25 protein-coding genes are annotated in these 26975 nt (G+C 72.0%); 21 read left to right on the top strand and 4 right to left on the bottom strand.

Features of this window, described 5'->3' with window-relative positions; all coding sequences use genetic code 11:
• Positions 1 to 67: 67 nt before the first annotated feature.
• Positions 68 to 2521, top strand: coding sequence for a RelA/SpoT family protein (locus tag ACZ7H1_RS21975; protein WP_470788872.1), 2454 nt, complete (start codon positions 68 to 70; stop codon positions 2519 to 2521).
• Between the two features lie 102 nt (positions 2522 to 2623).
• Here ACZ7H1_RS21975 and ACZ7H1_RS21970 read toward each other — a convergent pair whose 3' ends face one another.
• On the bottom strand, positions 2624 to 3853 hold the full coding sequence (locus tag ACZ7H1_RS21970) for a DUF349 domain-containing protein (RefSeq protein WP_470788870.1): 1230 nt from the start codon (positions 3851 to 3853) through the stop codon (positions 2624 to 2626).
• Positions 3854 to 4068: 215 nt separating this feature from the next.
• A complete protein-coding gene (locus ACZ7H1_RS21965; RefSeq protein WP_470788868.1) occupies positions 4069 to 4848 on the bottom strand; it encodes a peptidylprolyl isomerase in 780 nt (259 codons plus the stop codon).
• 157 nt (positions 4849 to 5005) lie between these two features.
• On the opposite strand from ACZ7H1_RS21965, the gene ACZ7H1_RS21960 reads away from it, so the two are divergent.
• The 4 genes from ACZ7H1_RS21960 to ACZ7H1_RS21945 all read left to right on the top strand — a co-directional run bounded on the left by ACZ7H1_RS21960 (position 5006) and on the right by ACZ7H1_RS21945 (position 9200).
• Positions 5006 to 5716 carry an MBL fold metallo-hydrolase gene (locus tag ACZ7H1_RS21960; RefSeq protein WP_470788866.1) on the top strand — a complete coding sequence of 237 codons (711 nt, stop codon included), beginning with the start codon at positions 5006 to 5008 and terminating at the stop codon, positions 5714 to 5716.
• A gap of 10 nt (positions 5717 to 5726) precedes the next feature.
• Positions 5727 to 6989 carry a histidine--tRNA ligase gene (gene hisS, locus ACZ7H1_RS21955; RefSeq protein WP_470788864.1) on the top strand — a complete coding sequence of 421 codons (1263 nt, stop codon included), beginning with the start codon at positions 5727 to 5729 and terminating at the stop codon, positions 6987 to 6989.
• A gap of 166 nt (positions 6990 to 7155) precedes the next feature.
• Positions 7156 to 7788, top strand: a complete 633-nt coding sequence (locus tag ACZ7H1_RS21950) for a vitamin K epoxide reductase family protein (protein WP_470788862.1) — start codon at positions 7156 to 7158, stop codon at positions 7786 to 7788.
• A 44-nt stretch (positions 7789 to 7832) separates the two neighbouring features.
• Positions 7833 to 9200, top strand: coding sequence for a replication-associated recombination protein A (locus ACZ7H1_RS21945; protein ID WP_470788860.1), 1368 nt, complete (start codon positions 7833 to 7835; stop codon positions 9198 to 9200).
• 74 nt (positions 9201 to 9274) lie between these two features.
• Here the strand turns inward: ACZ7H1_RS21945 and ACZ7H1_RS21940 are convergent, their stop codons facing one another.
• Positions 9275 to 10195 (bottom strand): DUF2470 domain-containing protein, encoded by a 921-nt coding sequence (locus tag ACZ7H1_RS21940; RefSeq protein WP_470788858.1) that lies wholly within the window; start codon positions 10193 to 10195, stop codon positions 9275 to 9277.
• Between the two features lie 57 nt (positions 10196 to 10252).
• On the opposite strand from ACZ7H1_RS21940, the gene rpsD reads away from it, so the two are divergent.
• On the top strand, positions 10253 to 10864 hold the full coding sequence (rpsD, locus tag ACZ7H1_RS21935; RefSeq protein WP_030294564.1) for a 30S ribosomal protein S4: 612 nt from the start codon (positions 10253 to 10255) through the stop codon (positions 10862 to 10864).
• A 24-nt stretch (positions 10865 to 10888) separates the two neighbouring features.
• On the opposite strand, the gene ACZ7H1_RS21930 is transcribed toward rpsD, so the two are convergent.
• Positions 10889 to 13168 (bottom strand): ATP-binding protein, encoded by a 2280-nt coding sequence (locus ACZ7H1_RS21930; protein WP_470788856.1) that lies wholly within the window; start codon positions 13166 to 13168, stop codon positions 10889 to 10891.
• A gap of 135 nt (positions 13169 to 13303) precedes the next feature.
• Between ACZ7H1_RS21930 and ACZ7H1_RS21925 the strand changes: the two genes are divergently transcribed.
• From ACZ7H1_RS21925 to nusB, 15 genes are all read left to right on the top strand, one after another.
• The gene (locus ACZ7H1_RS21925) at positions 13304 to 13759 is read left to right on the top strand and encodes a DUF948 domain-containing protein (RefSeq protein ID WP_470788854.1); all 456 of its coding nucleotides are present in this window, start codon (positions 13304 to 13306) and stop codon (positions 13757 to 13759) included.
• A gap of 7 nt (positions 13760 to 13766) precedes the next feature.
• Positions 13767 to 14132, top strand: coding sequence for a DUF6167 family protein (locus ACZ7H1_RS21920; protein ID WP_470788852.1), 366 nt, complete (start codon positions 13767 to 13769; stop codon positions 14130 to 14132).
• Positions 14132 to 16801 (top strand): alanine--tRNA ligase, encoded by a 2670-nt coding sequence (alaS, locus tag ACZ7H1_RS21915; protein WP_470788851.1) that lies wholly within the window; start codon positions 14132 to 14134, stop codon positions 16799 to 16801. Before ACZ7H1_RS21920 ends, alaS begins: the two co-directional genes overlap by 1 nt.
• A gap of 2 nt (positions 16802 to 16803) precedes the next feature.
• On the top strand, positions 16804 to 17274 hold the full coding sequence (ruvX, locus tag ACZ7H1_RS21910) for a Holliday junction resolvase RuvX (protein WP_470788849.1): 471 nt from the start codon (positions 16804 to 16806) through the stop codon (positions 17272 to 17274).
• A gap of 126 nt (positions 17275 to 17400) precedes the next feature.
• A complete protein-coding gene (mltG, locus tag ACZ7H1_RS21905; RefSeq protein WP_470788848.1) occupies positions 17401 to 19125 on the top strand; it encodes an endolytic transglycosylase MltG in 1725 nt (574 codons plus the stop codon).
• Between the two features lie 101 nt (positions 19126 to 19226).
• Positions 19227 to 20057 (top strand): shikimate dehydrogenase, encoded by an 831-nt coding sequence (locus ACZ7H1_RS21900; protein WP_470788847.1) that lies wholly within the window; start codon positions 19227 to 19229, stop codon positions 20055 to 20057.
• Positions 20058 to 20098: 41 nt separating this feature from the next.
• Positions 20099 to 20344 carry a hypothetical protein gene (locus ACZ7H1_RS21895; RefSeq protein WP_470788845.1) on the top strand — a complete coding sequence of 82 codons (246 nt, stop codon included), beginning with the start codon at positions 20099 to 20101 and terminating at the stop codon, positions 20342 to 20344.
• Between the two features lie 113 nt (positions 20345 to 20457).
• On the top strand, positions 20458 to 21642 hold the full coding sequence (aroC, locus tag ACZ7H1_RS21890) for a chorismate synthase (protein WP_470788843.1): 1185 nt from the start codon (positions 20458 to 20460) through the stop codon (positions 21640 to 21642).
• Complete coding sequence (locus ACZ7H1_RS21885) at positions 21639 to 22157, top strand: shikimate kinase (RefSeq protein WP_470788841.1); 519 nt, start codon at positions 21639 to 21641, stop codon at positions 22155 to 22157. The genes aroC and ACZ7H1_RS21885 overlap by 4 nt, the downstream gene beginning before the upstream one ends.
• The gene (aroB, locus tag ACZ7H1_RS21880) at positions 22154 to 23254 is read left to right on the top strand and encodes a 3-dehydroquinate synthase (RefSeq protein WP_470788840.1); all 1101 of its coding nucleotides are present in this window, start codon (positions 22154 to 22156) and stop codon (positions 23252 to 23254) included. Before ACZ7H1_RS21885 ends, aroB begins: the two co-directional genes overlap by 4 nt.
• The gene (gene aroQ, locus ACZ7H1_RS21875) at positions 23251 to 23700 is read left to right on the top strand and encodes a type II 3-dehydroquinate dehydratase (protein WP_470788838.1); all 450 of its coding nucleotides are present in this window, start codon (positions 23251 to 23253) and stop codon (positions 23698 to 23700) included. The genes aroB and aroQ overlap by 4 nt, the downstream gene beginning before the upstream one ends.
• Positions 23701 to 23865: 165 nt before the next feature.
• Positions 23866 to 24627: an AAA family ATPase gene (locus ACZ7H1_RS21870; protein WP_470788836.1), complete on the top strand. Its 762-nt coding sequence runs from the start codon at positions 23866 to 23868 to the stop codon at positions 24625 to 24627.
• 67 nt (positions 24628 to 24694) lie between these two features.
• Positions 24695 to 25801, top strand: coding sequence for an aminopeptidase P family protein (locus tag ACZ7H1_RS21865; protein ID WP_470788834.1), 1107 nt, complete (start codon positions 24695 to 24697; stop codon positions 25799 to 25801).
• Positions 25802 to 25851: 50 nt separating this feature from the next.
• Positions 25852 to 26418 (top strand): elongation factor P, encoded by a 567-nt coding sequence (gene efp, locus ACZ7H1_RS21860; protein ID WP_470788832.1) that lies wholly within the window; start codon positions 25852 to 25854, stop codon positions 26416 to 26418.
• 2 nt (positions 26419 to 26420) lie between these two features.
• Entirely contained in the window at positions 26421 to 26852 is a 432-nt protein-coding gene (gene nusB / locus ACZ7H1_RS21855; RefSeq protein ID WP_470788830.1) for a transcription antitermination factor NusB, read from the top strand.
• Positions 26853 to 26975 lie beyond the last annotated feature (123 nt).

Below are 26975 nucleotides of genomic sequence, written 5' to 3'. Positions count from 1 at the left end.
GCCAAGGCTCGCTACCATGGGTTTTCCGGACCTGACCGGGGGCCCCGGATCCGCACGAGGAGCGCTCTTGCCAGACGAGGTCCAGCCACTCTCCGCCGCGCAGCCCGACCCGCAGGCCGAGCAGGCCCAGGCGGCCGCAGCCACGCCCGCCACACCTGCCACCCCCAAGCCCGCGCCGTCGGCCCCGCCGGCCAAGCCCGCCCCGCTCAAGCCGGTGGGCGGCTCTTCCAACCGGGTGCGGGCGCGCCTGGCCCGGCTGGGCGTCCAGCGTTCCAATCCGTACAACCCGGTGCTGGAACCCCTGCTGCGCATAGTCCGCAGCAACGACCCGAAGATCGAGACGGCGACCCTGCGCCAGATCGAGAAGGCGTACCAGGTCGCGGAGCGCTGGCACCGCGGGCAGAAGCGCAAGAGCGGCGACCCGTACATCACGCACCCGCTCGCGGTGACCACGATCCTCGCCGAGCTCGGCATGGACCCGGCCACCCTGATGGCCGGCCTGCTCCACGACACCGTCGAGGACACCGAGTACGGCCTGGAGCAGCTGCGCCGCGACTTCGGCGACGCCGTGGCCCTGCTCGTCGACGGCGTCACCAAGCTGGACAAGGTCAAGTTCGGCGAGGCCGCTCAGGCCGAGACCGTCCGCAAGATGGTCGTCGCGATGGCCAAGGACCCCCGGGTCCTCGTCATCAAGCTCGCCGACCGCCTGCACAACATGCGCACCATGCGCTACCTGAAGCGGGAGAAGCAGGAGAAGAAGGCCCGCGAGACGCTCGAGATCTATGCCCCGCTGGCACACCGCCTGGGCATGAACACGATCAAGTGGGAGCTGGAGGACCTCGCCTTCGCGATCCTCTACCCCAAGATGTACGACGAGATCGTCCGCCTGGTCGCCGAGCGCGCCCCCAAGCGGGACGAGTACCTCGCCGTCGTCACCGACGAGGTGCAGGCCGACCTGCGCGCCGCCCGCATCAAGGCCACGGTCACCGGCAGGCCCAAGCACTACTACAGCGTCTACCAGAAGATGATCGTGCGGGGCCGCGACTTCGCCGAGATCTACGACCTGGTGGGCATCCGCGTCCTCGTCGACACCGTCCGCGACTGCTACGCGGCGCTGGGCACCGTCCACGCCCGCTGGAACCCGGTTCCGGGGCGGTTCAAGGACTACATCGCGATGCCCAAGTTCAACATGTACCAGTCGCTCCACACGACGGTCATCGGGCCCAGCGGCAAGCCGGTCGAGCTGCAGATCCGCACCTTCGACATGCACCGCCGCGCCGAGTACGGCATCGCCGCGCACTGGAAGTACAAGCAGCAGACCGTCGCCGGCAGCTCCAAGGTCCGCACCGACGTCCCGCAGGCCGCCAAGGGCAGCGCCGGCCAGGACACCGTCAACGACATGGCCTGGCTGCGGCAGCTCCTCGACTGGCAGAAGGAGACCGAGGACCCCGGCGAGTTCCTGGACTCGCTGCGCTTCGACCTCTCCCGCAACGAGGTCTTCGTCTTCACGCCCAAGGGCGACGTCATCGCCCTGCCGGCCGGCGCCACCCCGGTGGACTTCGCCTTCGCCGTCCACACCGAGGTCGGCTACCGGACCATAGGCGCACGCGTCAACGGCCGCCTGGTCCCGCTGGAGTCGACCCTCGACAACGGCGACCTGGTCGAGGTCTTCACCTCCAAGGCCGAAGGCGCCGGGCCGTCCCGCGACTGGCTCGGCTTCGTCAAGTCCCCGCGGGCCCGCAACAAGATCCGCGCCTGGTTCTCCAAGGAACGCCGCGACGAGGCCATCGAGCACGGCAAGGACGCCATCGCGCGGGCCATGCGCAAGCAGAACCTGCCGATCCAGCGGATCCTCACCGGCGACTCGCTGGTCACCCTCGCCCACGAGATGCGCTACCCGGACATCTCGTCGCTGTACGCGGCCATCGGCGAGGGCCACGTGTCCGCGCAGGCCGTCGTGCAGAAGCTCGTCCAGGCACTCGGCGGCGAGGAAGCGGCCGAGGAGGACCTGGAGGAGAGCGTCCCGCCGTCCCGCGGCCGCACCAAGCGCCGGGCGAACGCCGACCCGGGCGTGGTCGTCAAGGGCGTCGAGGACGTCTGGGTCAAGCTGGCCCGCTGCTGCACCCCCGTGCCCGGCGACCCGATCATCGGATTCGTCACCCGCGGCAGTGGCGTATCGGTTCACCGCGCCGACTGCGTGAACGTCGACTCGCTCTCGCAGCAGCCCGAGCGGATCCTCGAGGTCGAGTGGGCCCCCACCCAGTCCTCCGTCTTCCTGGTCGCCATCCAGGTCGAGGCGCTGGACCGGTCGCGGCTCCTGTCGGACGTCACCCGCGTCCTGTCCGACCAGCACGTCAACATCCTGTCGGCCGCCGTGCAGACTTCCCGCGACCGGGTCGCGACCTCTCGCTTCACGTTCGAGATGGGCGACCCGAAGCACCTGGGCCACGTCCTGAAGGCCGTACGGGGCGTCGAGGGCGTCTACGACGTCTACCGCGTCACCTCGGCCCGCAGGCCGTAACACGGGCCCCGGGCGGCCCCCGGGGCCCGCGCACACGGGAAGGGCCCCGGTACGGAGATCCGTACCGGGGCCCTTCCCGTACGCCCTGCAGCGGCGGCAGGGTCAGCCGCCGAACTCCTCCAAGCCCTTCAGCGCCTGGTCCAGCAGCGCCTGGCGGCCCTCCAGCTCACGCGCGAGCTTGTCGGCCTTGGCATCCTGGCCCGCCGCCCGCGCCGTGTCGATCTGCTTCTGCAGCTTGTCGACGGCGTCCTGCAGCTGACCGGTCAGACCCGCCGCCCGCGCCCGCGCCTCCGGGTTCGTCCGCCGCCACTCGGCCTCCTCGGACTCCTGGATCGCCCGCTCGACGGCGTGCATCCGGCCCTCGACCTTGGGACGGGCGTCCCGCGGCACGTGCCCGATGGCCTCCCAGCGCTCGTTGAGGGAACGGAACGCGGCCCGCGCCGCCTTCAGGTCCGTCACCGGGACGAGCTTCTCGGCCTCGTCGGCCAGCTCCTCCTTCAGCTTCAGGTTCTCGGACTGCTCGGCGTCCCGCTCCGCGAACACCTCGCTGCGCGCAGCGAAGAACACGTCCTGCGCACCGCGGAAGCGGTTCCACAGGTCGTCCTCCGACTCGCGCTGCGCCCGGCCCGCGGCCTTCCAGTCCGACATCAGCTCGCGGTAGCGGGCGGCCGTCGGACCCCAGTCGGTGGAGCCGGACAGCGACTCCGCCTCGGCGACCAGCTTCTCCTTGACCTTGCGGGCGTCCTCGCGCTGCGCGTCCAGCGACGCGAAGTGCGCCTTGCGGCGCTTGGAGAACGCCGAGCGGGCGTGCGAGAAGCGGTGCCACAGCTCGTCGTCGGACTTGCGGTCCAGGCGCGGCAGACCCTTCCAGGTGTCCACCAGTGCCCGCAGCCGCTCGCCCGCCGAGCGCCACTGGTCGCTCTGCGCCAGCTGCTCGGCCTCGGCGACCAGCGCCTCCTTGGCGTGCTTGGCCTCGTCCGTCTGCTTGGCCTTCTGGACCTTGCGCTCCTCGCGGCGCGACTCGACGGTCGCCACCAGCTTGTCGAGCCGCACGCGCAGCGCGTCGAGGTCACCCACGGCGTGGTGCTCGTCGACCTGCTGCCGCAGGTGCTCGATCGCCGTCGCCGCGTCCTTGGCCGACAGGTCGGTGGTCCGCACCCGCCGCTCGAGGAGGCCGATCTCGACAACCAGGCCCTCGTACTTGCGCTCGAAGTAGGCCAGGGCCTCCTCAGGGGTGCCCGCCTGCCAGGAGCCGACGACCTTCTCGCCATCGGCAGTACGCACGTACACGGTGCCCGTCTCGTCGACGCGGCCCCACGGGTCGCTGCTCACAGCGCCTCCTCCACCTGATGCCCGCCGAGGGGTTCGCCCCCCGGGCATCGTCCACAGTTTCCTGGGGCGGGCAGTGCCCGCCCTGCACAACGCCAACATAGGCGACCGCCGGGCCGGCTGTCCGCATCCAGCGCGACGGAAAACCACGAAACGGCAGCCGCCCCCGGGCCCGCCCGGTGCCCACCGGTACCCGGCGGTCCCGCACGGCGGCCGGGTCAGTCCTTGACGACGGTGGCCTTCTCGATCGTGACGGCCTTCTGCGGCGCGCCGTCGGTCGCGCCGCCGCTCACACCGGCCTTCGCGACCTCGTTGACGGCCTTCAGGCCCGCCGCGTCCATGGTGCCGAACGGCGTGTAGCTCGGGGGCAGCTTGCTGTCCTTGTAGACCAGGAAGAACTGGCTGCCGCCGGTGCCGGGCTGTCCGGTGTTCGCCATGGCCACGGTCCCGGCCGGGTACGTCACCGTGCCGTCGGCGCCGGCCTTGCCGAGCCCGCCGAGGTTCTCGTCGGGGATGGTGTAGCCGGGGCCGCCCGTGCCGGTGCCCTGCGGGTCGCCGCACTGGAGCACGAAGATCCCGCCGGTGGTCAGCCGGTGGCACTTGGTGTTGTCGAAGTACTTCTTCCCGGCGAGCGAGTTGAAGGAGTTCACCGTGCGCGGCGTCTTGCCCGCGTCCATGGCGATCTTGACCGTGCCCTGGTTCGTGTCCAGGGCGAAGGTGTACTTCGCCTTCTGGTCGATCGCCATCGCCGGCTCGTTCTTCTTCGGCTCCGCCGGCGGCGTGGGGGTACCGGAGGCCGCCGGCGTGGTCTCGTCCCCGTCGGAGTCGAAGACCCCGCCCGCGATGCTCCCGATCACGGCCGCGGCCACCACGGCCACCGCCGCACCGATCACGATGGCCCGCTGGCGCGTCTTGCGGCGCGCCTCCGCCCTGCGCTGCTGCTGACGCTCGAACTTCTCCCTGGCGAGCTGCCGCCGCCGCTGATCGTTCGTGACCACCGGGTCGTCTCCTTGTGCGTGTGTGATCCAGCCGTCCGGGCTGGGGTTAGGCCGTACCGTATATGGGTTCGCTGTGTGATGAGCAGCGCCGGTAGGCTCTGATCTGCCGCAATCTCCAGCCGGACGACCAAAGCCGGACGACATTTAAGGGACGAACGTGCTCATTGCCGGGTTCCCCGCCGGGGCCTGGGGGACCAACTGCTACGTGGTCGCCCCCGCCGCCGGTGAGGAGTGCGTCATCATCGACCCGGGCCACCAGGCCGCCCAGGGAGTCGAGGAGACGCTCAAGAAGCACCGTCTCAAGCCCGTCGCGGTCGTCCTCACCCACGGGCACATCGACCACGTGGCCTCCGTGGTGCCGGTGTGCGGCGCTCACGACGTGCCGGCCTGGATCCACCCCGAGGACCGCTACATGATGAGCGACCCCGAGAAGGCGCTCGGGCGCTCCATCGGGATGCCGCTGATGGGCGAGCTGACCGTGGGCGAGCCGGACGACGTCCGCGAGCTGACCGACGGGAGCGCCCTGAAACTGGCCGGTCTGGACTTCAGCGTCGCGCACGCGCCCGGCCATACCAAGGGGTCGGTGACCTTCCGGATGCCCGAGGCGGCCGACGTCCCGCCGGTCTTCTTCTCGGGCGACCTGCTGTTCGCCGGCTCCATCGGACGCACCGACCTGCCCGGCGGCTCCCACGCCGAGATGCTCGACTCGCTGGCCCGCGTGTGCCTGCCGCTCGAGGACTCGACCGTGGTGCTGTCCGGCCACGGCCCCCAGACCACCATCGGCCGCGAGCGGGCGACCAACCCCTACCTGAGGGAAGTCGCCGCCGGCCTGGGAGGCGGCCCAGCCGCCCCACGACGAGGAATGTGACGAGAGTTTCGTGAGCACCTTCAAGGCCCCCAAGGGCACGTACGACCTGATCCCGCCGTACTCCGCGAAGTACCTGGCCGTCCGCGAGGCGATCTCCGGACCGCTGCGGAAGTCCGGCTACGGCTACGTCGAGACGCCCGGCTTCGAGGACGTGGACCTGTTCGCGCGCGGGGTCGGCGAGTCCACCGACATCGTGACCAAGGAGATGTACACCCTCACGACCAAGGGCGGCGCCAACCTGGCCCTGCGCCCGGAGGGCACCGCGTCCGTCCTGCGCGCGGCGCTGGAGGCCAACATGCACAAGGCCGGCGGCCTGCCGGTCAAGCTCTGGTACTCCGGTTCGTACTACCGCTACGAGCGCCCGCAGAAGGGCCGCTACCGCCACTTCTCGCAGGTCGGCGCCGAGGCGATCGGTGCGGAGGACCCGGCGCTGGACGCCGAGCTGATCATCCTGGCCGACCAGGCGTACCGCTCGCTGGGGCTGCGCGACTTCCGCATCCTGCTGAACTCTCTGGGCGACAAGGAGTGCCGTCCCGTCTACCGCGAGGCGCTCCAGACCTTCCTGCGCGGCCTCGACCTCGACGACGAGACCGTCCGCCGCGCCGAGATCAACCCGCTGCGCGTCCTCGACGACAAGCGCGCCGAGGTCCAGAAGCAGCTGGTCGGCGCGCCGGTGCTGCGCGACTACCTGTGCGACGGGTGCCGTGCGTACCACCAGGAGGTCCGCGAGCTGATCACCGCGGCGGGCGTCGCCTTCGAGGACGACGAGAAGCTCGTGCGCGGCCTCGACTACTACACCCGCACGACCTTCGAGTTCGTGCACGACGGTCTGGGCTCGCAGTCCGCGGTGGGCGGCGGCGGCCGCTACGACGGCCTGTCCGAGATGATCGGCGGCCCGGCGCTGCCGTCGGTGGGCTGGGCGCTGGGCGTCGACCGTACGGTGCTGGCCCTGGAGGCCGAGGGCATCGAGCTGGACATCCCGGCGACGACCGAGGTCTTCGCAGTGGCGCTCGGCGACGAGGCGCGGCGGCTGCTCTTCGGCGCGGTCACCGAGCTGCGCAAGGCGGGCGTGGCGGCGGACTTCGCGTACGGCGGCAAGGGCCTGAAGGGCGCGATGAAGGACGCGAACCGCTCGCAGGCCCGCTTCACGCTGGTCGCGGGCGAGCGGGACCTCGCCGAGGGCGTGGTGCAGCTCAAGGACATGCAGTCCGGCGAGCAGAGCGCCGTGCCGGTGGCCGGGCTGGTCGAGAGCGTGCGCGCCAGGCTCGCGTAGGGCAGCCGCAGCAGAGGTGCAGCGAGGCCGGACGGCAGGTGCCGTCCGGCCTCGCGCGTACGCCCTTGTGCCCACCGAACGGTGGACGGCCGGCCGGGTGCGGCAGAATGTCCGTGCTCAAGGGACCGAGGGGCCCCACGGACCGGACGGGATGACGGAAATCCGTATGACGACTTCAGGGGCGGACCGCACCGACAGGGCGGACGGGACGGACACCTCGCGGCGCGTCGGCGGCAGCCGCGCGCTGGCCTGGCTGCTGGTGATCACGGGTGCGGCGGGGCTGCTCGCCGCGTGGGTGATCACGATCGACAAGTTCAAGCTGCTCGAGGACCCGGACTTCGTCCCCGGCTGCAGCCTCAACCCGGTCGTGGCCTGCGGCAACATCATGAAGAGCGACCAGGCCTCGGCGTTCGGCTTCCCGAACCCGATGCTCGGGCTGGTGGCCTACGCGGTCGTGGTGTGCGTGGGCATGAGCCTGCTGGCCGGGGGACGCTTCCGCCGCTGGTACTGGCTGACCTTCAACGCCGGCGCGTTGTTCGGCGTCGGCTTCTGCATGTGGCTGATGTTCCAGTCGCTGTACCGCATCAACTCCCTGTGCCTGTGGTGCTGCCTGGCCTGGGTCGCCACGATCCTGCTGTTCTGGTACCTCACCGCGCACAACGTCCGCGAGGGGCTGCTGCCCGCCCCCGGCTGGCTGCGGGGCTTCCTCGCCGAGTTCACCTGGGTGCTGCCGGTCCTCCACATCGGGATCATCGGCATGCTGATCCTGACCCGCTGGTGGGACTTCTGGACCTCCTGACCGGCCCGGGCGGGGCTGTCGGCGGCCTCGCATAGGCTTCAGGGGTGGAACCCGATCTGTTCACCGCCGCTGCCGAGGACCGCCAGGAGAAAGACCCGGCGAGCTCCCCGCTCGCCGTCCGGATGCGTCCGCGCACCCTCGACGAGGTCGTGGGGCAGCAGCACCTGCTCAAGCAGGGCTCGCCGCTGCGCCGCCTGGTCGGCGACGGCGCGGGCGGCCCGGCCGGCGCCTCCTCGGTGATCCTGTGGGGCCCGCCCGGGACCGGGAAGACCACCCTCGCGTACGTCGTCAGCCAGGCCACCCGGAAGCGGTTCGTGGAGCTCTCCGCGATCACCGCGGGGGTCAAGGAGGTCCGCGCGGTCATCGAGGGCGCCCGCCGGGCGGCCGGGGGATACGGCAAGGAGACCGTCCTCTTCCTCGACGAGATCCACCGCTTCAGCAAGGCGCAGCAGGACTCGCTGCTCCCGGCGGTCGAGAACCGCTGGGTCACCCTCATCGCGGCGACCACGGAGAACCCGTACTTCTCGGTGATCTCCCCGCTGCTCTCGCGGTCCCTGCTGCTGACCCTGGAGCCCCTCACCGACGACGACCTGAGCGGGCTGATGCGCCGGGCGCTGACGGAGGAGCGCGGGCTCGGCGGAGCGGTCACCCTCCCGGACGACGCCGAGGCGCACCTGCTGCGGATCGCGGGCGGCGACGCCCGGCGCGCCCTGACGGCGCTGGAGGCGGGGGCCGGGTCGGCGATCGCCAAGGGGGAGCAGGAGATCACCCTCCAGACGGTGGAGGAGGCCGTCGACCGGGCCGCGGTGAAGTACGACCGGGACGGCGACCAGCACTACGACGTCGCCAGCGCGCTGATCAAGTCGATCCGGGGCTCGGACGTGGACGCGGCGCTGCACTATCTGGCGCGCATGATCGAGGCGGGGGAGGACCCGCGGTTCATCGCGCGGCGGCTGATGATCTCGGCGAGCGAGGACATCGGCCTGGCCGATCCCACGGCCCTGCCGACGGCAGTCGCGGCGGCGCAGGCGGTGGCGATGATCGGCTTCCCGGAGGCGGCGCTGACGCTGTCGCACGCGACGATCGCGCTGGCCCTGGCGCCCAAGTCGAACACCGCCACGACCGCGATCGGGTCCGCCCTGGCCGACGTGCGTGCCGGCCTGGCCGGTCCCGTCCCGGCGCACCTGCGCGACGGGCACTACAAGGGCGCGGCCAAGCTGGGCCACGCCCAGGGGTACGTGTACCCGCACGACGTGCCCGGCGCGATCGCGGCCCAGCAGTACGCGCCGGACGCGATCCACGGCAAGCGGTACTACGAACCCACCCGGTACGGCGCCGAGGCCCGCTACGCCGACGTGGTGGAGCGGGTCCGCGAGCGGCTGCGCGGCTCGGGCGGCGGCGCGGGTTCCTGACCCGGGCCGGGGTCCGTCGCGCCGTCCGCGGGGCCGCGGCGGATCTGATCCACGCTCATGCCGGGGTCGTGCCCTCAGTGAGAGGCGGCCTCGAAGAGCGTGTGCATGGCGCGGCGCAGCCCGCAGATGTCCCGGACCGGCTCGACGAAGTCGAAGCGTGCGTCGAAGGGCCGGTCGCCGGTGAAGCGGACCCGCAGTCCGAGGCGGTCCAGGGCCAGCGGCACCACGTCCCGGCCGTGGGCCTCCGGTCCGCGGTCCCCGAGGAGCCCGCACAGCTCGCGGACCTGCTCGCCGTGGGCCGTGTGCAGGTGCTGGAGCAGTTCGGCCTCGTGGGCGGAGACGGGGTCGGGCCGCGCCGCGGCGAGGTCCTCGGGGTCCACGTGCTCGGCGCCCCACAGGTCGTCCACGGTGATCTCGCCGACCTCCAGGCGCAGCAGCATCCAGGCGGGACGCCCGTACCCGGCGGGGGTGCCGTCCTGCGGGGACGGCTCGGTCGTGCCCAGCAGCTCGCCCACCGGATGCCGCGACGCGAGCAGTGCGGCGGCCGCGGCGCGCTCCGCTCCCCGGACCGGAGTCAGCCAACCGGCGAGCCGGGCCCTTCCCCGGATACGATGGGGCACGGACACAGGGGCGACGTCGGTGATCTCCATCACCACCGTGAGGTCGTCGTCCTGGGCGTATGCGGCTGCCCTGGCGGCCGCGGATTCCCCGGAAACAAGGAGAATCACGTCCCCGTCCGGGGTGACGGTCCGCGCTGCCGGCATCCCGGTCCCGAACTCCGCGTGCTCCTGCGTGTCAGGAGCACCCGGCAAAGTGAGGGATACTGAGGCGTTGGACTCTACGAGGGTTCGTACGCGCTCGGCTCCGGTGAGCTGTCGAGCGCCTTCCCTGGGACGCGGCTGACCTTGCCTACCGTCGTCGTAAGCGGACGTGGATTGTTTCTCGTCCGGACTGCGATGCGCACTGGGCAGGGGGATCCCATGCGGTCGAGACATTACGTCCTCCTCGAAATAAGGTAAGCCTCACCTAACTTACATGGAGGTAGGTTCCACGTGAACCAGAAGCGACCCAAGGTCAAGAAGAGCCGTGCCCTCGGCATTGCTCTGACCCCGAAGGCCGTCAAGTACTTCGAGGCCCGCCCCTACCCGCCGGGCGAGCACGGCCGTGGCCGCAAGCAGAACTCGGACTACAAGGTTCGTCTGCTGGAGAAGCAGCGTCTGCGCGCTCAGTACGACATCTCTGAGCGTCAGATGGCCCGCGCGTACGACCGCGCCAAGAAGGCCGAGGGCAAGACGGGCGAGGCGCTGGTCGTCGAGCTCGAGCGTCGCCTCGACGCCCTGGTCCTGCGTTCGGGCATCGCCCGCACGATCTACCAGGCCCGCCAGATGGTCGTTCACGGCCACATCGAGGTCAACGGTGGCAAGGTCGACAAGCCGTCGTTCCGTGTCCGCCCGGACGACGTCATCACCGTGCGCGAGCGCAGCCGCGAGAAGGTTCCGTTCCAGGTTGCCCGTGAGGGTGGCTACGCAGGCGAGGGCGAGACCCCGCGCTACCTGCAGGTCAACCTGAAGGCCCTGGCCTTCCGCCTGGACCGCGACCCGAACCGCAAGGAAATCCCGGTCATCTGCGACGAGCAGCTCGTCGTCGAGTACTACGCCCGCTAAGGCGGACGTAGCCCTCAGGCTGGTTCAGCCCGCCGGTTCCCCGAAAGGGGAGCCGGCGGGCTTCCTGCTGTCCGGCGCCCGGTCCGGACCGCCGTCGGCGTGCCCGCGCCGCACCGCCGGCCGCGGGGACGGCAGCACCGACCGGCTGCGCGGCCGGAACCGCAGCGCGCGCTCGACCAGCACGTCCAGCGGCAGCAGGCGGCCCTGTGCCGCCTGGGCCGCGTACCGGGCCTGGCCCAGCTCGTCGCCCGCCTGCTGGAGGCACGCCAGCCGCGGCCCGTTGAAGTACCCCGAGCCGAAGAGCTGGAGCCCGACCGAGCCCCACAGTGCCTCGGCCGCCCCCTGGAGCACCGCCGCCTCCGCCGCGGCGCCCTCGGTCACCGTCACCAGGGCCAGCAGCTCCAGCGCCAGCACCAGGCCCAGCAGGTCGTGGAAGGTGTGGTTGATCGCCACGCACTCCGCCAGCAGCTCCCGGGCCCGAGCGGGCTCCCCGCGGTTCAGCGCCGCGTACGCCAGCACGTACAGCGCGTACGCCCGGGTCCACCGCTCCCCGTGGTCCTCGCAGATCTCCCGGACCTCCCGGCACAGCGACAGCGCGCCCTCCAGGTCGCCCTGGAACGCCAGCGCGAGCGCCAGCTCCACCTGGCACATGAGTACGTTGCTGTTGAGCTCGCCGACCTCCCGGTAGCGCGCCAGCGCCGAGCCGAGCAGCTCGGCGGCCCGGTCCACGTCGTCCGAGACCAGCGCCAGGCAGCCCAGCCGGTGCACGGCGTACGCCGTGGCCAGCGGGCTCCCCGCGAGCTCGGCGCCGTCCCGGCACTCGTGCAGCGCACTCAGCGCCGCCACCGTGTCCCCCTGCAGGCAGGCGACGTAGCCCAGCACCCACAGCGCCTTCAGCCGGGACCCGTCGTGCGCGCCGTCGCCCGGCCCGGACAGCGCGGGAAGGCCGCCGAACGCTCCGCCTCGGGGATCGCCCGCGTCCTGCGGATCCGCGCCGTCCGCCGGCTCCCGGGGCCCGGCCGCGTGCTCCGCCTCCAGCGCGCGGCCCAGCCAGTGCCGGCCCTCCGCGAGCCGGCCGCACCCCGCCCACGAGAACCAGAGGGTGCCCGCCAGGTACTGGCCCAGATGTGCCTCGTCCGGATTCTCCAGGCAGCACTCCAGCGCGAGCCGCAGGTTCGGCATCTCCGCCTCGACCAGCGCCGCCACCTCGTGCTGCCGCGGACTGAACCATTCCAGCTCGCACCAGGTGGCCAGCCCCATGTACCAGTCCCGGTGCCGCCTGCGCAGCCGCGCCGCCTCGCCCTGCACCTCCAGCCAGCCCGCCCCGTACGCCCGTACGGTGTCCAGCATCCGGTAGCGGGCGCCGGCCGGACCGTCCTCCCGGACCAGCAGCGACTGGGCGAGCAGCTCGCCCAGCACGTCGAGCACCTCCTCGGCCGGCAGGTCCGCGCCGCCGCACACGTACTCCGCCGCCTCCAGGTCGAACTGCCCGGCGAACACCGACAGGCGCGCCCACAGCAGCCGCTCCTGCGCGGTGCACAGCTCGTGGCTCCAGCCGATCGCGGTCCGCAGCGCCTGGTGGCGGGGGAGCGCGCCCCGGGCACCGCCCGTCAGCAGCCGGAACCGGTCCTCCAGTCGCACCAGGAGCTGGTCGACGGACAGCGTCCGCAGCCGGCCCGCGGCCAGTTCCAGGGCCAGCGGGATCCCGTCGAGCCGTGCGCACAGCTCGCCGACCGCCCCGCGGTTCTCCTCCGTGAGCACGAAGCCCGGATCCACCGCGGCCGCGCGGGCCGCCAGCAGCTCCGCCGCCTCCACCGGGCCCAGCGGCGGCAGCGGGAAGGCCTGCTCCCCGTCCAGCTCCAGCGGCCTGCGGCCCGCGGCGAGCACCCGCAGCTCCGGGCACGCGCGCAGCAGCTCCCTGACCAGCCGGGCACACGGCTCCACCAGCTGCTCGAAGCCGTCGAGGACCAGCAGCAGCTCGCGTCCGGCCAGGTGCTCGGCCAGTACCTCCCGCGGCGGCCGGGCGGTGTGGTCCGTCAGGCCCAGGGCCTCGGCCAGCGCGTGCGCCAGCAGCTCCGGGTCGCGGACCGCGGACAGCTCGGCCAGCCACACGCCGTCGCAGTAGCGTTCCTGCACATTCCGGGCAGCCTGGACCGCGAACCTGGACTTGCCCACCCCGCCCACACCGGTCACCGTCACCAGCCGGGAGCGCTCCAGCAGCCGCCCCAGCCCGGCGAGTTCGGGACCCCGCCCGACGAACCCGTTCAGCTCCGAGGGAAGATTGCCGTACGTCCTTGGTCGCATGGGACACGGAGCGTACTGCTCCGGATGCGCTGCGTACAAGGCGGGCCTGTCGGGCCCGGAATTCCGGTACGGCTGCCCACCCACGGCGCGATAGGGTCGGGACACGACTTTTCTATGTTCAGGGAGCGGTGCAACGTGTCCGGTGGAGAGGTGGCCGGGATCCTCGTGGCCGTCTTCTGGGCGATCCTGGTCTCGTTCCTCGCCGTCGTGCTGGCAAGGCTCGCCCAGACGCTCAGGGCGACCACCAAGCTCGTGGCCGAGGTGACCGAGCAGGCCGTTCCGCTGCTCGCGGACGCCTCCACGACCGTCCGTTCCGCGCGCACCCAGCTCGACCGGGTCGACGCCATCGCCAGCGACGTCCAGGAGGTCACCTCCAACGCCTCGGCGCTCTCCTCGACCGTCGCCTCCACCTTCGGCGGCCCGCTCGTCAAGGTCGCGGCCTTCGGCTACGGCGTCCGCCGGGCGCTGGGCCGTACGGACGCCGCGGCGCCGCAGCGCCCGTCTGGTCGTCAGCGAAGCAATGACGCCAGTCGCACCGTGATCGTCGGCCGTACGGTGCCCTCCGCGCGGCGCCGGAAGCAGAAGGACTGAGACCGCGATGTTCCGCCGTACCTTCTGGTTCACCGCAGGCGCCGCCGCCGGCGTGTGGGCCACCACCAAGGTCAACCGCAAGATCAAGCAGCTGACCCCGGAGAGCCTCGCCGCCCAGGCCGCGGAGAAGGCCGTCGAGGCGGGCCACCGCCTCAAGGACTTCGCCCTCGACGTCCGGGCGGGAATGCTCCAGCGCGAAGACGAGCTGAACGACGCACTGGGCCTCCAGCAGGACCCGGACGCCCTGGACGGCCCCGGCGCCGCGCGCGCCCTGCCGGGCCAGCGCCGCCTGCGGGCCATCGACAACCAGGCTTCACGCCCCGTGAAGCACCCCCGACCGAAGCACTCGTACAACCGGAATGAGGACCACTGATGGAGTCGGCTGAAATTCGCCGCCGCTGGCTGAGCTTCTTCGAGGAGCGCGGTCACGCCGTTGTCCCTTCGGCGTCGCTCATCGCGGACGACCCGACTCTGCTGCTGGTCCCTGCGGGCATGGTGCCGTTCAAGCCCTACTTCCTGGGCGAGGTCAAGCCGCCGGCCCCCACGCTGACCAGCGTGCAGAAGTGCGTCCGCACCCCGGACATCGAAGAGGTCGGCAAGACCACCCGCCACGGCACGTTCTTCCAGATGTGCGGCAACTTCTCCTTCGGCGACTACTTCAAGGAAGGCGCCATCACGTACGCCTGGGAGCTGCTCACCAGCTCCGTGGCGGACGGCGGCTACGGCCTGGAGCCCGAGAAGCTCTGGATCACCGTCTACCTGGACGACGACGAGGCCGAGGCCATCTGGCGGGACAAGATCGGCGTCCCGGCCGAGCGCATCCAGCGCCTGGGCAAGAAGGACAACTTCTGGTCCATGGGCGTCCCGGGCCCCTGCGGCCCGTGCTCGGAGATCAACTACGACCGCGGCCCGGAGTTCGGCGTCGAGGGCGGCCCGGCCGTCAACGACGAGCGCTACGTGGAGATCTGGAACCTGGTCTTCATGCAGTACGAGCGCGGCGCCGGCGACGGCAAGGAGGACTTCCCGATCCTCGGCGACCTGCCGTCGAAGAACATCGACACCGGCCTCGGCCTGGAACGCCTCGCGATGATCCTGCAGGGCGTGCAGAACATGTACGAGACCGACACCCTGCGCGTGGTCATGGACCGGGCCACCGAGCTGACCGGCGTCCGCTACGGCGCGGCCAAGGACACCGACGTCTCGCTGCGCGTGGTCGCCGACCACATCCGCACGTCCACCATGCTCATCGGCGACGGCGTCACCCCCGGCAACGAGGGCCGCGGCTACGTGCTCCGCCGCATCATGCGCCGCGCCATCCGCAACATGCGCCTGATGGGCGCCACCGGCCCGGTCGTCCGGGACCTCGTCGACGTCGTGATCAACACGATGGGCCAGCAGTACCCGGAGCTCGTCACCGACCGCAAGCGCATCGAGACCGTCGCGCTCGCCGAAGAGGCCGCCTTCCTCAAGGCCATCAAGGGCGGCACGAACATCCTCGACACCGCCGTGACCGAGACCAAGGCCGCCGGCGGCACCGTCCTGGCCGGCGACAAGGCGTTCCTGCTCCACGACACGTGGGGCTTCCCGATCGACCTCACCCTCGAGATGGCCGCCGAGCAGGGCCTGACCGTGGACGAGCCGGGCTTCCGCCGCCTGATGCAGGAGCAGCGCGACCGCGCCAAGGCCGACGCCAAGGCCAAGAAGACCGGTCACGCCGACATGTCCGCGTACCGCGAGATCGCCGACGGCGCCGGCGCCACCGAGTTCACCGGCTACGCCACCACGCAGGGCGAGTCGACCGTCGTCGGCCTCCTGGTCAACGGCATCTCCTCGCCCGCCGCCTCCGAGGGCGACGAGGTCGAGGTCGTCCTCGACCGCACCCCCTTCTACGCCGAGGGCGGCGGCCAGCTCGCCGACCAGGGCCGGATCCGGCTCGACAGCGGCGCCGTCATCGAGGTCCGCGACGTCCAGCAGCCGGTCCCGGGTGTCTCCGTACACAAGGGCTCCGTGCAGGTCGGCGAGGTGACGGTGGGCGCCTCCGCGTACGCCGCCATCGACGTGACGCGCCGCCGGGCCATCGCCCGTGCCCACTCGGCCACGCACCTGACCCACCAGGCGCTGCGCGACGCCCTCGGCCCGACCGCCGCCCAGGCCGGTTCGGAGAACTCGCCCGGCCGCTTCCGCTTCGACTTCGGCTCGCCGAACGCCGTTCCCGGCTCGGTCCTCACCGACGTCGAGCAGAAGATCAACGACGTCCTCTCCCGCGAGCTGGACGTCACCGCCGAGATCATGAGCATCGACGAGGCGAAGAAGCAGGGCGCCATCGCCGAGTTCGGCGAGAAGTACGGCGAGCGGGTCCGCGTCGTCACCATCGGCGACTTCTCCAAGGAGCTGTGCGGCGGTACGCACGTCGGCAACACCGCCCAGCTCGGCCTGGTCAAGCTGCTCGGCGAGTCCTCCATCGGCTCCGGCGTGCGCCGCGTCGAGGCCCTGGTCGGCGTGGACGCGTACAACTTCCTCGCCAGGGAGCACACGGTCGTCGCCCAGCTCCAGGAGCTGGTCAAGGGCCGTCCGGAGGAACTGCCGGAGAAGATCTCCTCGATGCTGTCCAAGCTGAAGGACGCCGAGAAGGAGATCGAGAAGTTCCGCGCGGAGAAGGTCCTCCAGGCCGCCGCCGGTCTCGCCGACAACGCCCAGGACATCCGCGGCGTCGCGCTCGTCGTGGGCCAGGTGGCCGACGGCGTCGGCGCCGACGACCTGCGCAAGCTCGTCCTCGACGTCCGCGGCCGCATCCAGGGCGACCGCCCGGCGGTCGTGGCCCTGTTCACCGTCGCCAACGGGCGGCCGCTGACCGTGATCGCCACCAACGAATCCGCCCGCGAGCGCGGTCTCAAGGCCGGTGACCTGGTCCGCACCGCCGCCAAGACCCTCGGCGGCGGCGGTGGCGGCAAGCCCGACGTCGCCCAGGGCGGCGGCCAGAACCCGGCCGCCGTGCCGGACGCCATCGCGGCCGTCGAGCGCCTCGTCGTGGAAACGGTCTGACGATGAGCCTGCGCCGAGGCCGACGCCTTGCGATCGACGTCGGCGACGCCCGGATCGGGGTCGCCTCGTGCGACCCCGACGGGGTGCTCGCCACACCGGTGGAGACCGTGCCGGGACGCGACGTCCCGGCCGCCCACCGGCGGCTGCGCCAGCTGGTCGAAGAGTACGAACCGCTCGAAGTCGTCGTCGGACTGCCCCGCTCGCTCAGCGGGCGGGAGGGTCCGGCCGCGGCCAAGGTCCGCGCCTTCGCCACGGAGCTGGCCCGGGGCATCAAGCCGGTGACGGTCCGTCTGGTGGACGAGCGGATGACCACGGTGACGGCGGCTCAGGGACTGCGGGCCTCCGGCAAGAACGCGAAGAAGGGCCGCGCGGTGATCGACCAGGCCGCCGCTGTGATCATCCTTCAGAACGCTCTTGAGACCGAACGGGTATCGGGTAATCCGCCCGGCGAGTGCGTCGAAGTGGTCATCTGATCGCGATACGGTAACGTTCCGCGCGATGTGGCGGCATTTCGAACAGCCGTCGCCCACGAAAGAGGCGGACCGGTAGGCCGCGGCGCTCAGAGCCGCGGCCAGTCGTCTCGCGGCTCTAGGGGACCGATGACTGAGTATGGCCGGGGTGCAGGCCCCTACCCGCAGCACCCGGAGGACCCGTTGTACGGGGACCTGGGGTGGACCGGACATCAGGCCCAGCCCGGCCAGGTGCCGTACGGCGAGCAGCAGCACTACGCGCCGGAGCAGCACCACGCCCAGCAGGGTCACCCCTACCCGCAGCAGTACCCGGAGCACGCCCAGCAGCAGTACCCGGACCAGTACCAGCAGTACCCCCAGCAGCAGCAACAGCAGTACGCGGATCCGAACCTGGTCTACGGAGCGCATCCGCAGCAGGCCGCCGCCCCGGCCCCCGTGCAGTACCACGGGGGCACGGACGGCGGCGGCTGGGACGCCGGAGTGCCGGACCAGTACGGCCAGCAGCCCGTGAGCGGCTACCCCGGCGAGACCCCCGACCTGTACGGGACCCCCGACGCCTACCCGCCGCCGCAGCCGCCGAACCGCCGCCACCAGGTCCCCGAGCCGGCCACCGAATGGCAGGACGACGAGCCTGCGGCCGAGGAGCCCGACCACGCCTTCTTCTCCGGCGGCGGTGACGGCGACGACGGCGATTCCGACGACGGCGCCCGGGGCGGCGCGGGCGGTGGCGGCCGCCGCGGCGGCCGCACCAAGAACAAGAAAAAGAAGAAGAGCCGCAACGGCGTGGCCTGCCTGTTCGTCTCCCTCGTCCTTCTCGGCGGGGTCGGCGGCATCGGCTACTACGGCTACAGCTTCATCCAGCAGAAGTTCGGCGCCCCCGAGGACTTCACCGGGTCCGGCACGGGCTCCGTCGACGTCGAGATCCCCAAGGGCGCGAGCGTGGGGCAGATGGGCCTCATCCTCAAGAAGGCCGGCGTGGTCAAGAGCGCGGACGCCTTCGTCGCCGCCGCCGAGCAGCACCCCAAGGGCAAGGCGATCCAGCCGGGCCTCTATCCGCTCAAGCTGCAGATGTCGGCCGCCTCCGCCGTCGACCTGATGGTGAACCCGGCCAACATCAACGCCCTCGACGTCAACCCGGGCGAGCGCAACGTCGACGTCTACCGGAAGATCGACAAGAAGCTCGGCCTGCAGGAGGGCGCCACCCGCGAGATCGCGGAGAAGAAGGCCGGCACCCTCGGCCTGCCCGCCTGGGCCAAGAACCAGCCCGACGTCAAGGACCCGCTGGAGGGCTTCCTCGCACCGGCCCGCTACGACCTGGGCAAGGACGTCACCGCGGAGCAGCTGCTCAAGCAGATGGTCGCGGCCGCCACGGCGAAGTACGCGAGCCTCGGCCTCGACGCCAAGGCGAAGGAACTGGGCCTGAAGTCCCCGCTCCAGCTCGTCACGGTCGCGAGCCTGGTCCAGGCCGAGGGCTTCTACAAGCACGACTTCGACAAGATCGCGCGCGTGGTCTACAACCGCCTCAAGCCGGGCAACGTCGAGACCTACGGCCTCCTGGACTTCGACTCCACGGTCAACTACATGAAGGGGCAGAGCACCCTCGACATCGGTTCGGTCGACGAGCTCCGCAAGATCAAGGACCCGTACAACACGTACAAGATCAAGGGTCTGCCTCCCGGCCCGATCGGGAACCCGGGCATGGACGCCTTCGAGTCGGCGATGAACCCCGCCGACGGCCCCTGGTACTACTTCGTCTCCGTCAACGAGAAGAAGACGCTGTTCGCCGTGACCAACGCCGAGCACGAGCAGAACCGCGCCGAGTACCTGAAGGAGCGCAAGAAGTCCGGCGGCTGAGCCGCACCGCGGCCGCCGTCTCGTACCCCGGTACGGGACGGCGGCCCCGTCGTACCGGCTGTACGATTCCCGTCGGCCGATCATGACGAGGGGCGAGTCCATTGCAGCAGTCGGTACACCGGGCCGCAGTGCTCGGATCCCCCATCGCGCACTCCCTCTCGCCGGTCCTGCACCGCGCGGCGTACCGGGAGCTGGGCCTCGACGACTGGTCGTACGACCGCTTCGAGGTCGACGAGGCCCGCCTGCCGGAGTTCGTCGCCGGCCTCGGCCCCGAGTGGGCCGGGCTCTCCCTGACCATGCCGCTCAAGCGGGCGGTCATGCCCCTGCTCGACGGCGTCAGCGACACCGCGGCCTCCGTCGAGGCCGTCAACACCGTCGTCTTCACCCCCGACGGCCGCCGCCTCGGCGACAACACCGACATCCCGGGGATCGTCTCCGCCCTGCACGAGCGGGGAGTGGACAAGGTCCCCGCCGCGGCCGTCCTCGGCGCCGGCGCCACCGCCTCCTCGGCTCTGGCCGCCCTCTCCCGCATCTGCACCGGCGAGGTCACCGCCTACGTCCGCAGCCGGGCCCGCGCCGACGAGATGCGGCAGTGGGGCGAGCGGCTGGGCGTGCCCGTACGCACCGCCGACTGGGCGGACGCCGCCGAGGCCCTCACGGCGCCCCTGGTGATCGCCACCACGCCCGCGGGGACCACGGACGCCCTGGCCGCGGCCGTGCCCGAGCGGCCCGGGACCCTCTTCGACGTGCTGTACGAACCCTGGCCGACCGCGCTCGCGGCCGCCTGGGCCGGCCGCGGCGGCAAGGTCGTCGGCGGGCTCGACCTCCTGGTCCACCAAGCCGTGCTCCAGGTGGAGCAGATGACCGGGCGCACGCCGGGTCCGCTCGCCGCCATGCGGGCCGCCGGGGAACGGGCCCTGGCCACCCGGTAGGCTCCCCGCCTGCAGGAACACCGGAGGAAGGGGCGTTCGCCATGCCCGCGACGCAAGGGTCCGGGGCGCCGCTCGCGGCCGACTGGGGCCGCGCCCTGTGGAAGATGCTCGTCCTCAGCCTCCCGGAGTGGGTGCAGCTGACCCTCGCCGCCCTCGGCATCGCCCTGCTGGCCTGGGCGGGGATCCGGCGGCTGCGGACACTGCTGCGGGCCCGGACGCGTCCGGGCGCGCCCGCCGCCGTCGAGGAGCCCGGCAGCACCCCCCGGCGCCCTTCCGGCGTCCGATAGCTGGACCGGAGACCGGTTCACCCTGCCGGACATGGGAGGATCAGGGAAGGCGGGCCAGGGCCGCGCACCCGGTCGCGCCGCCGCAGTGCCAGGCGCGAGCATGAGGAGCATCGTTGAGCAGGATGCGTTGGCTGACCGCAGGGGAGTCCCACGGACCCGCGCTGGTCGCGACGCTGGAGGGTCTTCCCGCCGGCGTCCCGGTCACCACTGAGCTGGTGGCCGACCACCTGGCCCGGCGGCGGCTGGGCTATGGCCGCGGTGCCCGCATGAAGTTCGAGCAGGACGAGGTGACCTTCCTCGGCGGAGTCCGCCACGGTCTCTCCCTCGGCTCCCCGGTCGCCGTCATGGTCGGCAACACCGAGTGGCCGAAGTGGGAGAAGGTCATGTCGGCCGACCCGGTCGACCCCGAGGAGCTCAAGGAGACGGGCCGCAACGCCCCCCTGACGCGTCCCCGCCCCGGCCACGCCGACCTCGCGGGCATGCAGAAGTACGGCTTCGACGAGGCCCGGCCCATCCTGGAGCGCGCCAGCGCCCGCGAGACCGCCGCCCGGGTCGCCCTCGGCGCCATCGCCCGTTCCTTCATCAAGGAGGCCGCGGGCATCGAGATCGTCTCCCACGTGGTGGAACTGGCCGCGGCGAAGGCCCCGTACGGCGTCTACCCGACCCCGGCCGACGTCGAGAAGCTCGACGCCGACCCGGTGCGCTGCCTCGACGCCGACGCGAGCAAGGCGATGGTCGCGGAGATCGACCAGGCCCACAAGGACGGCGACACCCTCGGCGGCGTCGTCGAGGTCCTCGCGTACGGCGTCCCGGTCGGCCTCGGCTCCCACGTGCACTGGGACCGCCGCCTCGACGCCCGGCTCGCCGCCGCGCTCATGGGCATCCAGGCGATCAAGGGCGTCGAGGTCGGCGACGGCTTCGAGCTGGCCCGCGTGCCCGGCTCCAAGGCCCACGACGAGATCGTCTCCACCCCCGAGGGCATCCGGCGCACCTCCGGCCGCTCCGGCGGCACCGAGGGCGGCCTGACCACCGGCGAGCTGCTGCGCGTACGGGCGGCCATGAAGCCGATCGCCACGGTGCCGCGTGCCCTGGCGACCGTCGACGTCGCCACCGGCGAGGCCGCCGCCGCCCACCACCAGCGCTCCGACGTGTGTGCCGTCCCGGCCGCCGGCATCGTCGCGGAGGCGATGGTGGCGCTGGTCCTCGCCGACGCGGTCGTCGAGAAGTTCGGCGGCGACTCGGTCCCCGAGACCCGCCGCAACGTGCAGTCGTACCTCGACAACCTCCAGATCCGGTGACGGGCGGACCGCTGGTCGTCCTCGTCGGCCCGATGGGCTCCGGCAAGTCCACGGTGGGCGCGCTGCTCGCCGAGCGGCTCGGCGCGCCCTACCGGGACACCGACGCGGACATCGTCGCCGCCCAGGGCCGCGAGATCTCCGACATCTTCGTCGACGAGGGAGAGCCGTACTTCCGCGAACTGGAGCGGGAGGCGGTCCGCTCGGCGCTCGCCGGGCACACCGGGGTGCTGGCCCTGGGCGGCGGCGCCGTCCTCGACGAGGGCACCCGGCAGCTGCTGTCCGGGCTGCCCGTGGTCTACCTGTCGATGGACGTCGAGGAAGCCGTGCGCCGGGTGGGGCTGGGCGCCGCCCGCCCGCTGCTCGCCGTCAACCCGCGCCGGCAGTGGCGCGAGCTGATGGAGGCCCGCCGCCCGCTGTACACCGAAGTCGCGCGCGTCGTCGTGGCCACCGACGACCGCACCCCCGAAGAGGTCGCCCAGGCGGTCCTCGACGCACTGGAGTTGAAGGACGTATGACGGACCACCAGGACCAGGTGACGCGGATCCACGTCGGCGGCAGCGCCGGCCACGAACCGTACGACGTACTGGTCGGCGAGCAGCTGCTCGGCGAACTGGGCGGGCTCATCGGCAGCCGGGCGCAGCGCGTCGCGGTGATCCACCCCGAGGCGCTGGCCTCGACCGGCGAGGCGCTGCGCGACGACCTCGCCGCGCAGGGCTACGAGGCCGTCGCCATCCAGGTGCCGAACGCCGAGGAGGCCAAGACCGTCGAGGTGGCGGCCTACTGCTGGAAGGCGCTGGGCCAGTCCGGCTTCACCCGCACCGACGTGATCGTCGGTGTCGGCGGCGGTGCCACCACCGACCTCGCGGGCTTCGTCGCGGCCACCTGGCTGCGCGGGGTGCGCTGGGTCGCGGTGCCGACCACCGTGCTCGCGATGGTCGACGCGGCGGTCGGCGGCAAGACCGGCATCAACACCGCCGAGGGCAAGAACCTCGTCGGTGCCTTCCACCCGCCGGCGGGCGTGCTGTGCGACCTGGCGGCCCTGGAGTCGCTGCCGGTCAACGACTACGTCAGTGGCCTCGCGGAGATCATCAAGGCCGGCTTCATCGCCGACCCGGTGATCCTCGACCTGATCGAGGAGGACCCGGCGGCGGCGCGTACGCCCGCGGGCCCGCACACCGCCGAGCTGATCGTGCGCTCCATCCAGGTCAAGGCGGACGTCGTCTCCAGCGACCTCAAGGAGTCGGGGCTGCGCGAGGTCCTCAACTACGGGCACACGCTGGCCCACGCCATCGAGAAGAACGAGCGCTACAAGTGGCGGCACGGCGCCGCGGTCTCGGTCGGCATGGTCTTCGCCGCCGAGCTCGGCCGCCTCGCCGGCCGGCTCGACGACGCGACCGCGGACCGGCACAAGGCCGTGCTCGCCTCCGTCGGGCTCCCGCTGACCTACCGCGGCGACCAGTGGCCCAAGCTGCTGCAGACCATGCAGGTCGACAAGAAGTCCCGCGGCAACCTGCTCCGCTTCATCGTCCTGGACGGGCTGGCCAAGCCGACCGTCCTGGAAGGCCCCGACCCGGCGCACCTGATCGCCGCGTACGGCGAGGTGTCCGCGTGAGCGGGACCGGGCGGCGGGTCCTCGTGCTGAACGGCCCGAACCTGGGCCGGCTCGGCTCCCGAGAGCCCGACGTCTACGGGGCCACCTCGTACGCCGGGCTCGTCGAGAGCTGCACGAAGCTGGGCGCGGAACTGGGCTTCGAGGTCGAGGTCCGCGAGACCAACGACGAGGGCGAGCTGGTGCGCTGGCTGCACGAGGCCGCCGACGGGCGGATCCCCGTGGTCATCAACCCCGGCGCCTTCACGCACTACTCGTACGCGATGCGGGACGCGGCGGCCCAGCGCACGGCGCCGCTGATCGAGGTGCACATCTCGAACCCGTACGCCCGCGAGGAGTTCCGCCACACCTCGGTGATCGCCGCCGTGGCGAGCGGGACCGTGGCCGGCTTCGGCATCGGCTCGTACCGGCTGGCGCTGCGCGCGCTGGCGGAGGAGACCGGCGCCTGACGGCTGCACACTGACGGCCGGATCGCCGGGGGCGGGCACTCGCCCCCCCCCCCGGCCGTTCACCGAAGAAGGACCGGGAGGCGGTTGCCGTCCGGGCAGCCGGAGGAGATAACGTTCCTGCATCGGTTTGTGGTGACGAGCGGGCGCGAGACGGAGTGGCACCGTATGCAGCATGCAGTGGGGGGCTGGGGACAGCCGGGACAGCATCCGGGACACCACCCGGGGGCTCCGGTGCCGCCGTCCGGTCCGCCCCCGGGCGGCTGGGTGGCTCCGCCCGTGCCGCCGCCCGCACCGCTCGCGCCGGTGCAGGCCGGCCCGGACCAGACCGGACACGTGCCGCTGCCGTCCGCCGGCCCGCCCGGGACCGGCGCGGCCACCCTCGCCGTGCTCCTCATAGGACCCGCGGGCGCGGGCAAGACCACCGTGGCCCGCCACTGGGCCAGCACCCGGCCGGTGCCGACGGCCCACATCAGCCTCGACGACGTCCGCGAGTGGGTCTGCTCCGGCTTCGCCGACCCGCAGTCGGGGTGGAACGACCACTCGGAGGCGCAGTACCGGCTGGCCCGCCGCACGTGCGGGTTCGCCGCCCGCAACTTCCTGGCCAACGGCATCTCCTGCATCCTCGACGACGCCGTCTTCCCCGACCGGCCCGTGGTGGGCCTGGGCGGCTGGAAGCGGCACGTGGGCCCGGGGCTGCTCCCCGTGGTGCTGCTGCCGGGCCTGGAGATCGTCCTGGAGCGCAACGCCGAGCGCAGCGGCAACCGCCGCCTGACGGACGAGGAGGTCGCCCGCATCCACGGCCGCATGGCCGGCTGGTACGGCTCCGGCCTGCCGATCATCGACAACTCCCACTTCGACGTGGAGATGACCGCCCGCGCACTCGACGAGGCCCTCGCCCGCGCCCTCGTCGCCCCGCCCGGCTGGTAGCCCGCCCCCGCCCCCGTCCGGACGCGCTCCGCAGGCCCCGCGGCTCCGGCGCTCGTACGCTCGATGCATGTCAGAGGTGTACGCGGCCCGTCGTGGCCGGCTCCGTGACCACTGCGCCGCCACGGGCGGTTCGGCCGCGCTGATCTCGCGTCCGGCCAACGTCCGTTACCTCACCGGCGCCGCGCCCCGCAACGCCGTGCTGCTGGTAGGGCCGGCCGAGGACGTCCTGTTCTGCGCCGAGAACCCGACCGGCGAACCGGAGGAGGGGCGGCTCGACGAGCACCTGGCGTGCTCGGTGCTGCCCCATGCCGGAGGCGATCCGGCCGTCGCCGCCGCCGATGCCGCATCCGGCGCCCGCGCCGAGAGCCTGGCCGTCGAGGAGCACCACCTCACGGTGGTCCGGCACCGGGCCCTGGGGTCCGTGGCCCCCCGGCTGCGCCTGACCGACCTCGGGCTCGCCGTGGAACAGCAGCGGCTCGTCAAGGACGAGGAGGAGATCGCCTGTCTGCGGATCGCCGCGGAGATCGCCGACCAGGCGCTCGGCGAACTGCTCGAGTCGATCCTCGTGGGACGCACGGAACGGCACCTGGCGCTGGAGCTCGAGCGCCGGCTGGTCGACCACGGCGCGGACGGACCGGCATTCCCGACGTCGGTCGGCACCGGACCCCACTCCGGCCGGTCCGGGCACCGGCCCTCCGACCGGCGGGTGGAGGAGGGCGACTTCCTCTCCGTGTGCCTCGGCGCGAACTACCGCGGCTACCGCTGTGAGATCGGCCGGACGTTCGTCATCGGGACCTCCCCGGCGGACTGGCAGATCGAGCTGTACGACCTCGTGTTCGCGGCCCAGCGGGCGGGCCGGGAGGCCCTCCTGCCGGGCGCCGCGTACCGCGACGTGGACCACGCGGCACGCCAGGTCCTGGACTCCGCGGGGTACGGAGAAGCCCTCGCGCCGTGGACCGGACACGGTGTCGGCCTGGAAATCGACGAGGACCCGCAGCTGGCACCTGCCGCAATGGGTAAACTGGACGCTTGCGTGCCGGTCACCGTCGAACCTGGGGTCCACCTCCCGGGCCGGGGCGGAGTCCGGATCGATGACACGCTCGTCGTACGCCCCGAGGCGGACGGCGGACCCGAGCTACTCACCATTACGACCAAGGAGCTGCTCGCGCTCTAGCTCTGCTGTGCGCGCACCCGTGGTCTTTCAGTCCAGGAGATTTGGCAACCGTGGCTTCCACGAACGACCTCAAGAACGGCATGGTGCTCAAGCTCGACGGGGGCCAGCTCTGGTCCGTCGTCGAGTTCCAGCACGTCAAGCCCGGCAAGGGCCCGGCCTTCGTGCGCACCAAGCTCAAGAACGTGCTGTCCGGCAAGGTCGTCGACAAGACCTTCAACGCCGGCGTGAAGGTCGACACGGCCACCATTGACCGTCGCGACATGCAGTTCTCGTACATGGACGGCGAGTACTTCGTCTTCATGGACATGAACACCTACGACCAGCTGATGGTCGACCGCAAGGCCGTCGGCGACGCCGCCAACTTCCTGATCGAGGGCTTCACCGCCTCCGTCGCGCAGCACGAGGGCTCGGTGCTCTACGTCGAGCTCCCGGCCGCGGTCGAGCTGACCGTGCAGCACACCGACCCGGGCGTGCAGGGCGACCGTTCCACCGGTGGCACCAAGCCCGCCACCCTGGAGACCGGCCACGAGATCCAGGTCCCGCTCTTCATCACCACCGGTGAGAAGATCAAGGTCGACACCCGCACCAGCGACTACCTCGGCCGGGTGAACAGCTAACCGTGGCTGCCCGGAGCAACGCGCGCAAGCGCGCCTTCCAGATCCTCTTCGAGGCCGATCAGCGCGGGGTTCCCGTGCGGGAGGTCCTCGCGGACTGGATCCGCCACGCGCGGTCGGACGACCGGCAGCCGCCGGTCAGCGCCTTCACCATGGACCTCGTCGAGGGCTATGCCGACAAGGTGGACCGCATCGACGACCTCATCGCCACGTACGCCGTGGACTGGGACCTCGACCGCATGCCGGTCGCGGACCGGAACATCGTGCGGCTGGGCGGCTACGAGCTGATCTGGGTCGACGAGACGCCGGACGCCGTGGCGATCGACGAGGCCGTACAGCTCGCCAAGGAGTTCTCCACCGACGACTCCCCGGCGTTCGTGAACGGCCTGCTGGGCCGATTCAAGGACCTGAAGCCGAGTCTCCGTCGAGGCGAATAGCCCGAACGGGTGAAACCGGTACGCGGAAGGGGGGGGGGGGGGGGGGGGGGGGGGGTGCCCCTTTCTCGCCCGGGGGGGGGGGGAAAGAAAACGGGGGGGGGGGGGGGACCACAGGCCGCCCTC

This window comes from Streptomyces sp. NPDC037401 (assembly GCF_055602345.1).
Note: the sequence above shows the minus strand (reverse complement) of the source record. Positions and strands in the feature narration are given on the sequence as shown.

Coding starts and splice junctions, on each gene's coding strand:
- ACZ7H1_RS21950 (WP_470788862.1), top strand. CDS start 7,156: ATGACGACTTCAGGGGCGGACCGCACCGACAGGGCGGACGGGACGGAC.
- ACZ7H1_RS21940 (WP_470788858.1), bottom strand. CDS start 10,195: ATGTCTCGACCGCATGGGATCCCCCTGCCCAGTGCGCATCGCAGTCCG.
- ACZ7H1_RS21930 (WP_470788856.1), bottom strand. CDS start 13,168: ATGCGACCAAGGACGTACGGCAATCTTCCCTCGGAGCTGAACGGGTTC.
- ACZ7H1_RS21920 (WP_470788852.1), top strand. CDS start 13,767: ATGTTCCGCCGTACCTTCTGGTTCACCGCAGGCGCCGCCGCCGGCGTG.
- alaS (WP_470788851.1), top strand. CDS start 14,132: ATGGAGTCGGCTGAAATTCGCCGCCGCTGGCTGAGCTTCTTCGAGGAG.
- ruvX (WP_470788849.1), top strand. CDS start 16,804: ATGAGCCTGCGCCGAGGCCGACGCCTTGCGATCGACGTCGGCGACGCC.
- mltG (WP_470788848.1), top strand. CDS start 17,401: ATGACTGAGTATGGCCGGGGTGCAGGCCCCTACCCGCAGCACCCGGAG.
- ACZ7H1_RS21895 (WP_470788845.1), top strand. CDS start 20,099: ATGCCCGCGACGCAAGGGTCCGGGGCGCCGCTCGCGGCCGACTGGGGC.
- aroB (WP_470788840.1), top strand. CDS start 22,154: ATGACGGACCACCAGGACCAGGTGACGCGGATCCACGTCGGCGGCAGC.
- ACZ7H1_RS21870 (WP_470788836.1), top strand. CDS start 23,866: ATGCAGCATGCAGTGGGGGGCTGGGGACAGCCGGGACAGCATCCGGGA.
- ACZ7H1_RS21865 (WP_470788834.1), top strand. CDS start 24,695: ATGTCAGAGGTGTACGCGGCCCGTCGTGGCCGGCTCCGTGACCACTGC.